General features: G+C 41.7%; 17 protein-coding genes. 4 read left to right on the top strand and 13 right to left on the bottom strand.

Features of this window, described 5'->3' with window-relative positions:
* Position 1: 1 nt before the first annotated feature.
* The 8 genes from atpB to ACWPVL_RS08085 all read right to left on the bottom strand — a co-directional run bounded on the left by atpB (position 2) and on the right by ACWPVL_RS08085 (position 6,800).
* Entirely contained in the window at positions 2–715 is a 714-nt protein-coding gene (gene atpB / locus ACWPVL_RS08120; RefSeq protein WP_045496788.1) for a F0F1 ATP synthase subunit A, read from the bottom strand.
* A gap of 33 nt (positions 716–748) precedes the next feature.
* Positions 749–949, bottom strand: a complete 201-nt coding sequence (locus ACWPVL_RS08115; protein WP_005589732.1) for a F0F1 ATP synthase subunit C — start codon at positions 947–949, stop codon at positions 749–751.
* 349 nt (positions 950–1,298) lie between these two features.
* Positions 1,299–2,675, bottom strand: a complete 1,377-nt coding sequence (locus ACWPVL_RS08110; RefSeq protein ID WP_454388176.1) for a sensor histidine kinase — start codon at positions 2,673–2,675, stop codon at positions 1,299–1,301.
* Complete coding sequence (locus ACWPVL_RS08105; RefSeq protein ID WP_045496783.1) at positions 2,672–3,328, bottom strand: response regulator transcription factor; 657 nt, start codon at positions 3,326–3,328, stop codon at positions 2,672–2,674. The genes ACWPVL_RS08110 and ACWPVL_RS08105 overlap by 4 nt, the downstream gene beginning before the upstream one ends.
* A 21-nt stretch (positions 3,329–3,349) precedes the next feature.
* The gene (locus ACWPVL_RS08100) at positions 3,350–4,567 is read right to left on the bottom strand and encodes an ABC transporter permease (RefSeq protein ID WP_048764025.1); all 1,218 of its coding nucleotides are present in this window, start codon (positions 4,565–4,567) and stop codon (positions 3,350–3,352) included.
* Positions 4,568–4,578: 11 nt separating this feature from the next.
* A complete protein-coding gene (locus ACWPVL_RS08095; protein WP_005589728.1) occupies positions 4,579–5,253 on the bottom strand; it encodes an ABC transporter ATP-binding protein in 675 nt (224 codons plus the stop codon).
* The gene (locus ACWPVL_RS08090) at positions 5,240–6,505 is read right to left on the bottom strand and encodes an efflux RND transporter periplasmic adaptor subunit (RefSeq protein ID WP_454388173.1); all 1,266 of its coding nucleotides are present in this window, start codon (positions 6,503–6,505) and stop codon (positions 5,240–5,242) included. The genes ACWPVL_RS08095 and ACWPVL_RS08090 overlap by 14 nt, the downstream gene beginning before the upstream one ends.
* 28 nt (positions 6,506–6,533) lie before the next feature.
* Complete coding sequence (locus tag ACWPVL_RS08085; RefSeq protein ID WP_005592220.1) at positions 6,534–6,800, bottom strand: hypothetical protein; 267 nt, start codon at positions 6,798–6,800, stop codon at positions 6,534–6,536.
* A gap of 237 nt (positions 6,801–7,037) precedes the next feature.
* Here ACWPVL_RS08085 and ACWPVL_RS08080 point away from each other — a divergent pair, with 237 nt between their 5' ends.
* Together ACWPVL_RS08080 and ACWPVL_RS08075 are read left to right on the top strand one after the other, a co-directional pair.
* Entirely contained in the window at positions 7,038–8,048 is a 1,011-nt protein-coding gene (locus ACWPVL_RS08080; RefSeq protein WP_454388171.1) for a lactonase family protein, read from the top strand.
* Positions 8,049–8,078: 30 nt separating this feature from the next.
* Entirely contained in the window at positions 8,079–8,264 is a 186-nt protein-coding gene (locus ACWPVL_RS08075) for a hypothetical protein (RefSeq protein WP_454388169.1), read from the top strand.
* Positions 8,265–8,334: 70 nt separating this feature from the next.
* Here ACWPVL_RS08075 and ACWPVL_RS08070 read toward each other — a convergent pair whose 3' ends face one another.
* Both ACWPVL_RS08070 and eno read right to left on the bottom strand, forming a co-directional pair.
* Complete coding sequence (locus ACWPVL_RS08070; RefSeq protein WP_454388167.1) at positions 8,335–8,910, bottom strand: hypothetical protein; 576 nt, start codon at positions 8,908–8,910, stop codon at positions 8,335–8,337.
* A 76-nt stretch (positions 8,911–8,986) separates the two neighbouring features.
* Positions 8,987–10,291 carry a surface-displayed alpha-enolase gene (eno, locus tag ACWPVL_RS08065; RefSeq protein ID WP_015604660.1) on the bottom strand — a complete coding sequence of 435 codons (1,305 nt, stop codon included), beginning with the start codon at positions 10,289–10,291 and terminating at the stop codon, positions 8,987–8,989.
* Positions 10,292–10,475: 184 nt separating this feature from the next.
* Between eno and ACWPVL_RS08060 the strand changes: the two genes are divergently transcribed.
* A complete protein-coding gene (locus ACWPVL_RS08060) occupies positions 10,476–10,934 on the top strand; it encodes a DUF1694 domain-containing protein (RefSeq protein WP_454388164.1) in 459 nt (152 codons plus the stop codon).
* Positions 10,931–11,281, top strand: coding sequence for a nuclear transport factor 2 family protein (locus ACWPVL_RS08055; RefSeq protein ID WP_454388162.1), 351 nt, complete (start codon positions 10,931–10,933; stop codon positions 11,279–11,281). The genes ACWPVL_RS08060 and ACWPVL_RS08055 overlap by 4 nt, the downstream gene beginning before the upstream one ends.
* A 130-nt stretch (positions 11,282–11,411) precedes the next feature.
* Here ACWPVL_RS08055 and ACWPVL_RS08050 read toward each other — a convergent pair whose 3' ends face one another.
* The 3 genes from ACWPVL_RS08050 to ezrA all read right to left on the bottom strand — a co-directional run bounded on the left by ACWPVL_RS08050 (position 11,412) and on the right by ezrA (position 15,025).
* The gene (locus tag ACWPVL_RS08050) at positions 11,412–12,545 is read right to left on the bottom strand and encodes a glycerate kinase family protein (RefSeq protein WP_454388218.1); all 1,134 of its coding nucleotides are present in this window, start codon (positions 12,543–12,545) and stop codon (positions 11,412–11,414) included.
* 8 nt (positions 12,546–12,553) lie between these two features.
* Complete coding sequence (gene serB, locus ACWPVL_RS08045) at positions 12,554–13,201, bottom strand: phosphoserine phosphatase SerB (RefSeq protein WP_454388160.1); 648 nt, start codon at positions 13,199–13,201, stop codon at positions 12,554–12,556.
* Between the two features lie 99 nt (positions 13,202–13,300).
* On the bottom strand, positions 13,301–15,025 hold the full coding sequence (gene ezrA / locus ACWPVL_RS08040) for a septation ring formation regulator EzrA (protein WP_454388158.1): 1,725 nt from the start codon (positions 15,023–15,025) through the stop codon (positions 13,301–13,303).
* Positions 15,026–15,034: the final 9 nt, after the last annotated feature.

The following is a 15,034-nucleotide window of genomic DNA, read 5'->3' as shown; positions in this document are numbered from 1 at the left end:
ACTATTCTTCACCGTTTATTTTCTTACCGATATACATCGAAGACAGCATGGTAAAGACATAGGCCTGGATACATGAAATAAATATCGAGAAGGCTGTCCATAACATACTACCTAGGAAAGCAGCTGGATACCAATAAAATGCTTGTTGTGACAAGGTAAGCAACAAGCCAGCCAAAACTTCCCCTGCAAAGATATTTCCGAAAATCCGCAGAGCTAAGGAGGCAAAATTGGTAAATTCTTCCAAGATATTCATTGGAGTCATAAATCCAGGTGTTGCAAAAGCTTTTAAGTAATCTTTAAAACCACGACGACGGATTCCTTCCACATGACTAATCAATGTAATGATAAAGGACAAGGCTAGGTCATAGCCCAAATTTGCCGTCGGTGAGGTCCAGAGATTGTAGCCATTGGTGGTTTGAATTTTAGCCATCAAACCGATATTATTGGCAACTGCAATAAAAAGAAACAAGGCAAACATAAACAAAGAATAATCTTTGATGTAGTGTTCCCCAATATTTTCTTTAGTAAAGCCAATGACAAAATCATAGACGTACTCAAGTAAGTTTTGCTTTCCTTTTGGTCGGATGGACATTTTTCTACTGCCCCAGTAGATAAAGCCAAAGACCATCAAAACGGTCACAAGTGACATAGCAAGCAGGGTCAAATCAAAGGATATTGGGCCTAGCTGAATAGTCGGATTAAGACTCTCTTCCAAGGTTTGACACCCCCTTTTCTAAAATAGAAAAAACTATTTGATAATGAAAGACATAACCAAAGTAACGAAGAAAGTACCTTCAACAAAAGCGACACCCATGATGAGCAAGCTTCTTAATTGGTCAACCATTTCTGGCTGACGTGAAGCTGCTTTAAACAGATTGCTCATAATCAAACCTTCAGCTAATGAGACGCCAAAGCAGGCAATACAAAGTCCTAGAAATGTTAAATTCATGATGAATTCTCCTTTTATTTTTTTAAATGTACCCCATTAGTTTACTCCTAATAAAGGTAATAGTCAATTATTTTGTGATATTGTAAGCGTTTTTCGCACTTTTCTTTTAAATTTAAAACAAAACTTGAATAAAAGTGCTTTTCAAACATTTATCCTATAAAAATCCAAGCAAAAATGAGATTGGGACAGAAATCGGTAATTCGTTAGAATTCGATTTCGTCGTCCCACCTCCGCACAGTTGAGTAGGGCTATAAAAGCTGATGAAATAAGCGTAATAGAGCCCACTCAACCACTGCGTCTTGCTCGACAATCCAAAGACAATTAAGAGACTAGGACTTTTGTCCCAGCCTCATATCTGTTCCATTTGAGGTAAAAAAATCGTGAAGCGCATCCATTTATTCTCAACGGCTTCAAAGCGATAAGTAAAATGGTGCTTTTCTAAAATTTGCTGCACGATAAAGAGTCCCAGTCCTGTACCACCATCCTTACGATTGCGACTGTAGTCTGGGCGATAAAATGGCTGGAAAATCTGCTGGATCTGTGAATCATCCAGCACTCGCTCTGCTTCATTTTCTACAATTAATAGCCCATCTTCTAAACGAACCAAGATTTCTCCGCCTTCTACTGTATAATGGAAGGCATTGTCAATCAGATTCTTTATAGCTTTCAGTAAATAGGTCTTATTTCCTCGAACTTTCGTTTCTGTAAGTTGGACATTAAATTGATAATGCTTGAGGTCAGCCAGAACCTTGTAGGTACTGATATTTGCTTCAAGCAGCTCTTTGAGAGAGAAGATTTCTCGCTCTGTCTCCATGGTCATTTCTAGCTTTGAAATGGCTAGGATAGACTGAACTAGACCTGATTGTTCTTCCAATATTTTGCGGCACTTCTGCAGGTATTTGTCCCGATCTTTAAAATCACCCACTCCATAAATCATCCCGTCAATCATTCCCATCATGCTGGTGATGGGTGTCTTGAGTTCATGGGAAGTCATTCGGAGAAATTCTGCCTTTTCGCGCTCACTTTCTGCGACTTTCTCATTTTCTAATCGCAGAGCTTCCATACTTGCTAGGAGGTTGGCATATAAGTGATTGATATCCTGAGCTAGATCGGCAATTTCATCATGCCCTTTCACCTGACAGGAAACATCTGGAAGCAGACTCGTCATTTGCCGAGTGCTAGAGGAGATATCCTTAATTCGCTGACTGGAGGTCCGACTATAGAGATAGGCAGCAAGCCCTCCCAGACTCAACGACAAAAATAATACAAAAGGATAGAGATTAAGCAAGATCCGACTGGCATCCGAAACGGGTTGCAGAGAATATTCCCCTCGCAGGACTACTTCTTTGCCGTCCGACGTCCGAAAACTTTCTGACAGAGTCTTGCTTTCATAGTTACTATTGGCAATGGTCGGAACAATCGTCAGCTGGAGAGAGCTTTCTCCATTCGTTTCAAGTGCTGGGTAAAGAATCGTATTGTCTTTCGCCAGCAAGGTGAACCAGATCTGATTGCTTTTTTTGCTATAATTGCTCAAAAGCTCACTGATTTCTTGGCTAGACTTTCCCTTGACCTGCTTGGCTACCTGAGCAAACTCACGCTGGGCTTCTCCCCCCTTGACCTGCTGGTAATAAACCGGCATGGCAAAATAGAGAGTGGATAGAACGATTGTCACAACGACAAAGATGATGAAAGTCGTCAAGAGGAAGTTCTTTTTGACAATCTTCACGTGTCCTCTCCTCCAAGCTGATAGCCCATACCTGTGATGGTTTTTAGAGGGATACCTGGAATTTTCTTACGAATGTTCTTGATATGATTATCCAGCACCCGACTGTCTAGCTCACTGTAGCCCCAGATGGTATTCATGAGCTGATCACGGGTTACTAAATGATCCTTTCTCTTGGCTAGAGCCTGCAAGATCTCATACTCTTTCTTAGTCAGAGGCATCTTTTCTTCCTGCCAGTAAACGGTACAATCATCGATAGAGACAGTCAAATCACCAACAGTAATCTCTGAAGCAACTGTATTTCGTCGCAGAATATTCTCAATCCGTTTGACTAAGATTAGTGGTGAGAAAGGCTTGGTCACATAGTCACTGATGAGGTGGTTAAAGCTGACTAGCTGAGTGTACTCATCATCTAGCGCCGTCAGGATCATGACTGGAATCTGAGAAGTCTTGCGAATTTCCTTTAGGACATCCAGCCCACTCATGGTTGGTAACATCATGTCCAAAATAACTAAGTCAAAAGACTCTGCTTCAAATTGAAGCAAAGCCTCGCCTCCATCAAAGACTGGTGTAACTGCATAGTTACTTTCTTTTAAAAATTCACAAATGACTTGATTGATCGTAGTATCGTCTTCCACTACTAAAATCTTGTGCATATATGCTTGATTCTCCTTTATTTATTCAAATCGCAGGGCTTCAATTGGATCCAGCTTGGATGCTTTCACAGCCGGCAAGAGCCCAAATACTACTCCTATTATACAACAAAAGAGCAAACTTACAAAGACTGAAAAGAGGGATAAAATATAAGGATAGGCCAAAGACTGGGTAATAGCGAAGCCAGAGGCGATACCTGCTACCACGCCAATGATACCTCCCATCAGAGTCAGGATGACTGCTTCAATCAGGAATTGCTTGAGAATGATCTTTCGTCGAGCTCCCAGAGCCTTTTTAATCCCGATTTCACGTGTCCGCTCTGTCACTGATACCAGCATGATATTCATAACACCGATACCTCCGACTAAAAGGGAGATGCTGGCAATACCCGCTAGCAAGACAAAGTTAGACTGGTTAAGGTTATCCAATTGACGTTCAAATTCTTGCAGATTCAGCACACCAAACATATAGTCTGACTGAGGCATCTGCTGATTGAGATAATCACTGACCTTCTTGGCCACCTTCTTCAAATCATCGGCCTTGTGGGTCTGAACGGTGACTTCTGGACTGACATTGATGGTATCAAAAATCCGATGCCATTGTTGCAGAGGAATATAGGCCACCTTTTCCGAACCAGAGGTTAAGCCACTCTGCTCAGTCGACTCAAAAACGCCAATAACTTTAAAAGGATTGCCCTTGACTTCTACGTACTTACCGATGCCGTCTCCCTTAGGAAAAAGAGTATCATAAAGAGACTTCTCTAGATAAGTTACTTGCTCTTGATTTTTGAAGGCTTCAGAGTCAAAGCCCTCCCCTTCCAACAGGCGTTGCTGCTTAATGTCAGCTACCGACTGGGAAACCGCCTGAACCTTGCTAGATGACTTTTGACTGAGATAGTAAATCTTTTCGTCCGCCCCATAGGTCATCAAAGCATTTTTAACTCCAGGAATTTCCTTGATTTTGGACAAGACATCCTCTCCCATGAAGGGAATGTAGGAAGGCTTCTGCGCTTGGGATTTCTCTGGAATAGAGGGATCGATGGCGCTTTTCTTGTCGTAGACGACTTTGATGGTATTATTGCTACCACCGATCAGCTGACGCTTGGTATTTTCTGTATTTCCTTCAATGATGGAAAAGATAGCAATAATAGCGCCAATCCCGATGATAATCCCCAGCATGGTCAGCATAGAGCGCATTTTGTGGGACAGGATGGAGTTTAGAGCTACAAAAATATCTTCCATATAGCCCCCTTCTATCCTAATGCCCGAGTCTCTATATTACCGTCCCGCAAGACAACCGTTTGCTTGCAAAGCTGAGCCACTTCCGGCTCGTGGGTAATGATGACAATGGTTTTGCCTTGTTCGTTAAACTGCTTGAACAACTCCATGATCTGAACACTGGTCTTGGTATCCAGCGCTCCAGTCGGCTCGTCTCCCAGAATAAAGCTGGGATTGGTTACCAAGGCACGCGCAATGGCCACCCGTTGCTTTTGACCACCGGACAGCTCCATAGGCTTGAAGTCACTTCTTTCTTCCAAACCGACCAAACGCAGCATTTCCAAAGCGCGCTCGCGTCTCTCTTTTTTAGGAACTTTCATGTAGGTAAGAGGCAGTTCAACATTTTGACAGGCTGTCAGCTTAGGCATGAGGTTGAAATTCTGGAAAACAAAGCCAATCTTCTGATTACGCAAATCGGATAGTTGGTTGTCGGACAGGTCAGAGACGTCAGTCCCTTCGATATGATAAGAACCTGCGCTAGCCTTGTCCAAACAGCCGATAATGTTCATCAAAGTGGACTTACCTGATCCAGACGGCCCCATAATCGCTAGAAAATCCCCCTCTTTCACATGCAAATCAATTCCTTTCAAAATCGGAAATTCCTGACTGCCCTGTTGATAAGATTTGTGGATGTTCTTAAGCTTTAACATTCTGTCCTACCTCCATCCCGTCTTTCATGCCTTCTCTAGGCGTCGAAATGGTATCCTTCATAGTCAGACCTTCTGTAATCTCTACCAAACGGTCAGAAACTTTCTTGGTCTTAACTTCCTTCATTTTTACCTTTTTACCCTCTACCTTCCAGACATAGGTCTTACCATTTTTACTGAAAGTATAGGCCTTGTTGACGACTACCTTGCCTGCCTCAGGAGCATTTTCTACGACATTGACATAAGAATGGGAGCCTACAAGTGGCATTTCACCGCCTTGGTCCAGCTCGACAGTATAAGGATACTTGCCTTGGTTGGGATTTTCCTGTTGTTTATTTCCACCATTGCTATTTCCAGTATTTGCAGTTGTCAAGGTGCCAACTTGCGTCACGGTACCACTCCAGCGTTTCTTAGGATCCTTACGGTCCACAACATCTACTCTCTGGCCCACGCTCAGCTTCTCACGGTCAAATTCACTAACGCTCCCTTTGATCAAAGTTTTGGACTTGTCCATGATTTCGATAAAGGTTTCTTCTTCCTTTTTAGCCTTGGACTGAGTTGGCAAGTCTTCGTTCATCGACGTAATGGTTCCCGCTGTATCAGCCGTCACGGTATCATATTTCATACGGTCTGATTCCGTCTGAGCTGTCACCTGAGCCTTTTCGGCCTCAATCTGAGCGTTCGTTACTTCATTGTCAGCAGTCTTAGCGTCACTTAGCGCTTGAGCAACTTCGTCTTCAGCAGATTTTATCTGATCTAACAAAGACTCATCCTTACTAGAATTGTATTTATTCTTAAGAGTATTGAGATTAGCCAGCTTTCGGTTATAGGTTTCCCATTTGATAGATGCGCTAGTTTGAGCGGCCGTAATGCTATTGGCCTTAGCTTGAGCATCATACTGAGCAGACTGGGCTGTCAATTCCTGAGATGTCACATAGGAAAAGAGAGGCTGTCCTTGTGTAACAGTATCGCCATTTTTGACGAATACTTCCTTAACTTCACCTTTTGATGGGTCAATCTTGACCTTACTACTATTGTTAGCAACTACTTCTCCAGATAAAACTAGGCTTGTTTTTTTACTGTTATTAACAGCATCTTGGACCGTCAGTGAATCAATCTTATTATCGACCATTTTCATGGCTTGTTGTTGATTAACCTGATGAAGAAGTACATAGCCTCCCAGCCCTGCACAAGCAAGAATGACCGTGCTTCCCAATAGAATGGTTTTACGATTCATTTTTTTTATTTGAAACATATTGCCTCCAACCTACAAGTTATAACTTTTATTTATCAGTTGATTCAGATTCATCTGTTGGTAATTCTTCTCCATCCGCAGGGATTTGAATCACGTTTCCGTCCGGCATGGTATACTCTGTCACTTCCTTGCCGTCTACTGTTTTCGTTTTTTGATCAACAGCATCTTTCTTAAAATCTACTTTTTTCCCATCACTAATTTCTTTATTGTCAGCATTCTTAGAGCCACATGCAGCTAGGAAGAAGACAGACATTCCGATAAGAGTTACAAGCATAGCGAATTTTTTTACGTTCATTTGATTTCTCCTTTGTTTTAGAAAACAGGAATTTTGAGCTTTCCTGATCGTATTTGTTTTTTTGAACAATTCCATTCTATCAAAGTGGTCTATCCCCTTCCTACCCACCATCTGTTTTTTATCTATTTTTTGATAAAATTTTGAATTCTCCTCTAAACACAGGACTTTTCCTATCCAAACAGCTTCTTAAGTCGTTTTATGGTATAATAGATTGATTTTAAAAAATGAGGTGGAAACATGACTCAAACAGTTTATTTTGGAACATACACCCGACGAGATTCCCAAGGAATTTACAAGGCAGAGTTTGACACTGAAAAGGGACAACTCTCAAACTTAGAATTAGTAGCCGAAGAACCAAGCCCTACTTATCTAGCCTTTGACCAAGCTGGTCATCTGTACACCGTTGGTGCCAAAGACGGACAAGGCGGGATTGCATCCTATGACCAAAAGAGACAGCTTCTCAATCATGTGGTTGAAGAAGGCGCACCGCTTTGCTATGTTGCTGTAGATAACGAAAGAGGACTTGTCTACGGGGCCAACTACCACAAGGGACAAGTGCTGGTCTACAAGCAACAAGAAGATGGCAGTCTAAAACTGGCTGATTCAGACACCCATGTCGGGCAAGGACCTCACGCCAATCAAGCCTCTGCCCATGTCCACTATGCTGACTTGACTCCCGATCAATATCTGATTACTTGTGACCTCGGAACAGATCAAGTCACTACCTACGATGTGACGGAAGACGGACAACTGAACAAATTGGCCACCTACACATGTGCTGCTGGAGCCGGGGCACGCCACATTGTCTTTCATAACCACTATAAGATTGCTTACCTTATCTGCGAACTAAATTCTACTATCGAAGTATTGATTTATGATGGCGTTGGTCAGTTTGAACACCTGCAGACCGTCTCAACTCTCCCAGAAGGATTTGAAGATTTTAACGGAACGGCAGCCATCCGTATCTCTGCTGACGGGAAATTCCTCTATGGCTCTAACCGTGGCCATGACTCAATAGCTGTTTATCAAATTCTGGCTGATGGAAGTCTACAGCTTGTTGAAATCACGCCAACAAAGGGTAAAAATCCACGCGATTTCAATATTACACCTGACCAAAACTACCTCATCTCTGTCCACCAAGATTCGGACAACGCAACTGTCTTCAAACGCGATCCTGAAACAGGCCGATTAACAGAAATTTCTCATGATTTCTATGTGCCAGAAGCTGTCTGCGTGACCTTCCAATGATCAAAAGAAAATATCAAAGGAGCATCCAAGATGAATCCAGTAGAATTGTTTAATCAAGTAAAAGAATTGATCGAAAAGAAAGATTTTGATGCAGCTAAGAAGTTTGTCGAAGACCACAAAGATGAGCTAGGCGAATACTTAGATAAGGCAAAAGATTTAGTAGCAAATTCAAAAGGGCTCAACGACGTCATCAACAAAGTTAAGTCTCTTTTCTAAAATCTCATTCAAAAATAGCTGTTGGATGTCTGATCCAACAGCTATTTTGATTCAGCGAGCCTCATTTAGTCTATTTCCGATTCATAAAATCATGTAATTCTTCCAATCGCTCCCTTGTCAAGGGTTGAGCAAGAAAAACATCCTTATCGACATCTTTGTCCTTATTAAAATCATGTAAAGGAACTCTTTTATAAGCTATCTTATTGACAAGAGGGAGTTGACCATTTACATAGGTCGTGATTTCTATATCGCTTTCACTAAAAAATGCTCCATAGTAATCTTCCCGAACCACTACTGTCTGCCCTTTTTCCTCAAGATAGGCATAATGGTTCACCGGAACATAAACCGTAAAAAATATCCCAAGAATAGGAGAAAATGCCACTAACAATGCTCCTAGAGCAAGAGCGGGATAAAGAACCCACCTATATCTTTTTACCAATAAATAGAAAGCGAGAAATAAAAAGGGAAAAGCAAACCATGGGCTGAACTGAGGATACCAGAATATACTGGTGATTGTAAGAAATAAAAGAACTGCCAAAAGTGCCAGAGAGCATGATTTGCGTTTATAAGCCAAAAAGAGGCCTATAAATAAAACAGTAAGAGCTAGCCACTCTCTGCTTAGGATATACAAAATGAAATAAAACATCCCAAAAATCTCCCCCTATTTATTAAAAATCCCTTGAGTTAACCTCAAGGGATTTGCTTCATTCCATTAGAATGAATTATTTTTTCAAGTTGTAGAATGATTTCAAACCACGGTATTCAGCAACTTCACCAAGTTGATCTTCAATACGAAGCAATTGGTTGTATTTAGCAATACGGTCTGTACGTGAAAGTGAACCAGTCTTGATTTGTCCTGCGTTAGTTGCAACTGCGATGTCAGCGATTGTTGAATCTTCAGTTTCACCTGAACGGTGTGATACAACAGCAGTGTAACCAGCTTCTTTCGCCATTTCAATAGCGTCGAATGTTTCAGTAAGAGTACCGATTTGGTTAACTTTGATAAGGATTGAGTTAGCTGCGCCTTCTGCAATACCTTTTTCAAGGTAAGAAGTGTTTGTTACGAAGAAGTCGTCACCAACCAATTGAACTTTACCACCAAGACGTTCAGTAAGAGCTTTCCAACCATCCCAGTCGTTTTCGTCCATACCATCTTCGATAGTGATGATTGGGTATTTGTTTACCAATTCTTCAAGGTAGTCGATTTGTTCTGCAGCAGTACGTACAGCAGCTCCTTCACCTTCGAATTTAGTGTAGTCGTAAACTTTACGTTCTTTATCGTAGAATTCTGATGATGCACAGTCAAATCCGATAAATACGTCTTTACCTGGAACATAACCAGCAGCTTCGATAGCAGCAATGATAGTTTCTACGCCATCTTCAGTTCCTTCGAAACGAGGAGCAAATCCACCTTCGTCACCAACAGCAGTTTCCAAACCACGAGATTTAAGGATTTTCTTAAGAGCGTGGAAGATTTCAGCACCCCAACGAAGAGCTTCTTTGAATGATGGTGCACCAGCAGGTACGATCATGAATTCTTGGAAAGCGATTGGAGCGTCTGAGTGAGAACCACCATTGATGATGTTCATCATTGGAGTTGGAAGAACTTTAGTGTTGAAGCCACCAAGGTAGCTGTAAAGTGGGATTTCAAGGTAGTCAGCAGCAGCACGAGCTACAGCGATAGACACACCAAGGATTGCGTTCGCACCCAATTTACCTTTGTTTGGAGTACCGTCCAAAGCGATCATTGCACGGTCGATAGCTTGTTGGTCACGTACATCGTAACCGATAATAGCTTCAGCGATAACGTTGTTCACGTTGTCAACTGCTTTTTGTGTACCAAGACCGCCGTAACGAGATTTGTCACCATCACGAAGTTCAACTGCTTCGTGTTCACCAGTAGAAGCTCCTGAAGGAACCATACCACGTCCGAAAGCACCTGATTCAGTATAAACTTCTACTTCAAGTGTTGGGTTACCGCGTGAGTCGAGGACTTCGCGAGCGTAAACATCAGTAATAATTGACATTTTGACTCTCCTTATTGTTTAAAATTATTTACTAGTCTATGATACCTCAAAAGCGCTTTTTTTTCAAGGAAAAACAGTGCCTTTGCGTGAAAAATCACAAATTTTGAAATGCAATCGGTTACATCCTATCTTTTTCTTAATGGTTTGAAAATCAGAAATCCTTTATTTATGATATACTAGAAATATGACAGATCTAAATAATATTATCATGGAAAAATCTCAGGGAAATGCTAAGCTCAATCCTGATGAACAGCGCAAATTTCTGGAAACTTTTGAAGAGCGGGTGATTGCTTACTGCTCTATTTCGGATGCCAATTCTTCGCTTCTAAAACAGCATTTTAAAGAAATAGTTGAGAAGATCACTGAAAGCTACCAGCCCGTCACAGTCAAAATATCGCCTGAAGTCATATCCAGCCAGCAGGTTTTTTACCTAAAAACCGCCAAAGACTTAGGCTGCGAGGCCGCCATTGTCTCCGCCTTTTGCCAATCCTCTCCTTTCGGTTTGGTTATCCATAGTGATCGTCCTGTGACCGTTGAAGAAAAGGACTTGAGCAAGCAATTTTCCGATGTCCTCCACCCAGCAGATAGTAAACCATCTCCCCTCAAGAAGACCTCCCTTTGGAAAAAAATGTTTCATAAATGACAAATTTAGAGAAATTATTTACCTTTTTCGAGGCGGAAAATCAGCGTAATTGGGACATTTATCAAACTTTTTTAAACGAGCATGTCGTCTGGGAGCTGCATGGAGAATCCCCAGAAATCATTCAGGGAAAAGAAGCCTACCTCCACAGGATACAGGAGGCCTATCAGAATAGTTCCACACAGTTTAGTTGCCAATACTATCACAGCAATTCCGAGCAAAGTCGGATTCTGACAATTTTGGTCAATGACCACGGAGACCTTTCCTGCGATCTATTTGAATTTGCAAACAGCTTAATTGTCAAAGAGATCGAATATTTACTGAAAAAGAGGCTGGGACAAAAGTCCTAGCCTCTTAATTGTCTTTGGATTGTCGAGCAAGACGCAGTGGTTGAGCGGGCTCTACTACGCTGATTTCATCAGCTTTTACAGCCCTGCTCAACTGTGCGGAGGTGGGACGACGAAATCGAATTCTAACGAATTACCGATTTCTATCCCACTCTCTTTTTTTGATGGCTAATAGGTTGCCAATATTGCGAGCTGTACGAACCATATTTTCCCTCGCTTGAGCTAAGGTTACGTCCAAATCCACCACTTGCGAGATAATGGGAAAAGCTGCATGGATATTCTCCCTAGGAAATGGAGGCAAATCATCAGCTAAACTGCCACAAATCGCAAGAACAGGAATCTCTTTTGGTGTCCGCCTTGCTACCCCAACTGGAGCCTTTCCCGCCAAAGACTGCTTATCCATGCGCCCCTCACCAACAACAACCAAGTCCGCTTCTTTAACCCTACTGTCAAAATCCAGCAAATCCAGGCAGGTATCAATTCCTGACACGACTTTCCCCTTGGCAAATGTGACTAGTCCCGCTGCCATGCCCCCTCCTGCACCAGCACCAGCTTGGGTGAAAATCTGCGGATTGGTCAGTTTATAGAACTCCCTCATTTCCTGATCGACAGATGAAAGAAGCCATTCAGACAAGCCTTTCTGTCGTCCAAAGACCTGAGTCGCTCCCTGCTGTCCACATAAAGGATTGGACACATCTGTCAAAATTTCGATGTCAATATTATTCAGGAAAGTTGGAACACGTTCCGCAGAAATTCGGGCAACTCTCCCTAGAGAGGAACCGACAGGTCGCAGTCGATGATTGTTTTCATCAAAAAAGTCATAGCCCAGACCAGCTGCCATACCGATTCCACCATCATTCGTTGCCGAGCCGCCAACACCGACTAGAATCTTCCTGACTCCATTTTCAGCCAAATGACGAATCAGCTCCCCCAGACCTCTAGTTTCCAATCCTAGAGGATTGCGTTTTTCCTTAGGAATTAAAGCCAGTCCCACTAAATCTGCCATTTCAAAGAGAGCGAGCTGGTCTTGTCTTGCATATTTCATTTCGACTGGCTGGCCGAAAGGTCCAGTTACCCAATAACGAAACTCTTTTAGCTTCATAGCAGAAATCAAGGCAGCCACAGTCCCTTCGCCGCCATCTCCAATAGGCAGCAAGTCAAAAGTCGCCTCTGGCAATGCTTGGGAAAAACCTTCTTTCAAGGCTTCTGCTACTTGAACAGCAGACAAACTTTCCTTAAAAGAATCTGGTGCTAACAAGATATGCATCATGCCTCCTATTTTTCCTTCCCATCTAAAATATCCATTACTTGATAGAGATCATAAACATTGATTTGATAGGGCGCTTGCTCTCTTACAATTGGCTTGGCATTAAAAGCAATTCCAATACCTGCCGTTTGAATCATGGGCAAATCATTGGCGCCATCCCCCATAGCAATGGTTTGATTTAATTCCAAATTGTTTTCTTGAGCCCATTCTTTCAGCATCTGAACTTTAGTATCTTTGCTAACAATGTCTCCCAACACATGACCTGTAAGCAAGCCATTCTTGATTTCTAAGCGATTGGCCTTTACATAGTCAATTCCTAGCTCTTCAGCCAGTCTATCCACCGTTTCATGAAAACCACCTGAAACCAAGCCAACCTTGTAGCCACGCGCATGCAGCTCATCTACTAATTTTTTAGCACCAGGCGTGAAATGAATCTTATCAGCTATTTGAGAAAAGATAGTTTCCGGAAGTCCCGCCAAAAGTGAAACCCTCTCCCGTAACGCAGCCTCGAAATCTAATTCCCCGCGCATAGCTCGCTCAGTGATAGCAGCCACTTGCTGCCCAACTCCAGCTTCCTCGCCCAGCAAATCAATGCCCTCTTCCATAATAAGAGTGCTATCTACATCCATAACCAATAAACCTGTGACCTGACTCATCTACTCACCTCATATTTTCTGTGATTTGTTGTATTATACAGGATTTTTAATCGCAAAACAAGCAAGATCGCAAAGAAAAAAGTTCCCGAAGGAACTTTCTTAGAAGCGAATATTTTCGCGTGTTTTTTCATATGAATTGATAAAACGAGCTGAAACTCCAGGCTCAACAATATCCAAGGCTTTTGAAATAATTTCCAAAGATTTTGCATAGTCAAATTCAACTTCAAAGGCATGAAGGGATTCATTGAAGGCTGCCTGCACATTATCATCGAAGGAACGATAACGGTTAGAGTATTGTAGCAACTGCTCTGTTAAGGTAGAATTTCGAACGATGCGATATGTCTCTTCTTCTAATTCATTCATTGTATTTGCCAGAATCTCTAACCAGCGGTTAACAGATTCGATATTCACACGAGTTGCTTCCAACTCTCTAGCCAGCTCCTCAATATAGTCACTTGCTCCAAAGAAAATTGTTAAGAAGGACTCTGGAATACCCGGTAAATTACGTTTTTCCATAAATCGCTTAATCGTATGCAATTTATTGGCGTAAATCGTAACTTTTTGACGGGCATTGACATCGTCTTTTTCGATCTTTTCTAGTTGCTCACCAAGTTCAATCTGTTCATCTTCGATTTCTTTCAATCGGTCTTGAATAGCTTCCAACTCTTCTCTAACCAATGAGAAAGGTTTCTTCATTTCAGCTGTATCTTCAAGTGAAGAGTGAACCACTGCTTCTTGAGCAGATAATTCAGATTTCAAATCCTTGATATGATTTATTTCAGGCTCTGGCAGCAAGAAGGAATGTGATAAACGTTCCATTTCGCTTTGAAGCTGTTGGTTATTCTCTTTAGTGTGTTCTAAATAGTCAGGAAGGTAGTTCACCAACTTCTCAACGACTTTATGAGCCTCAATCTCTCGAGTAAAGATGGCATACAGAGCATCGATTTCCTCTTGAATTTGTTCATTCTCATACAAGGCATTATCCAACTCCAAAGCCACAAGATTTTCTTCATTTCGTTTCAAACTAGCACGAAGTTGTTGGAAACGCGCCTCTAAGTCAGTCTCAATAAAATGATAATTGGTTTCCAATAATTTGCGGTAGCCAGACTCCAAATCTTCTAATTGATCTGGTAATTTCTCAGTCAAGTCTTCTACAATTGCTGGAACTTTTTCGACGATCTGTGTCAATGCTAAGATACGATCTTCTGTTTTGTCTAAGATTTCTGCCGCTTCCACAGGATCCCCTGAAGAATTGAGAGTAACAAATTGAGAGAAATCAGACTCAATATTTTCCATTTGCTTCTGAATTTCTGCAAGAGCTCGTCCATAAGCGTCAGGATTGCTAGCCACAGTATGCTGCAAATTTTCAAATAGATCTAGGGCATGTAAAACCCGTCCGCTATTTTTAGATTCTTGTTTTTTAAGATCTTCTAAAGCTTGACGAATCGCATGAATATCTTCACTGATTAAATCAATTTGGCTTTCAATGTTTTCGATCGCATGCTTGGCTTTGAGGAAACGGAAAGAATTATTGTAGCCCTCTGCCTCAAAGAGATTGTTCTCAATATCAGCAAATGAATTTAAAGAGAGATCTACCCATTTTTGATTCCATTCACGGAAAGTTACTTGACTTTGCCCAATCAAATGTAAATTTTTAACTTCTTCCACTTCATCATTCACGGGAAGATTGTAAAGCTCCTCTTTTTTCTCCTCCAAACTTCGAAGCTTCGCTTCATTTCGTTTTCTCATATAGATAGCAGTAAAATAGCCTAAAATTAATAGTGCTGCTACTACAATAATGAGAATAATCAGTCCATTAGACATATAAAACTC

It is taken from the genome of Streptococcus sp. Marseille-Q8145, from assembly GCF_965112035.1.
This window is presented reverse-complemented; position numbering and strand designations above follow the sequence as displayed.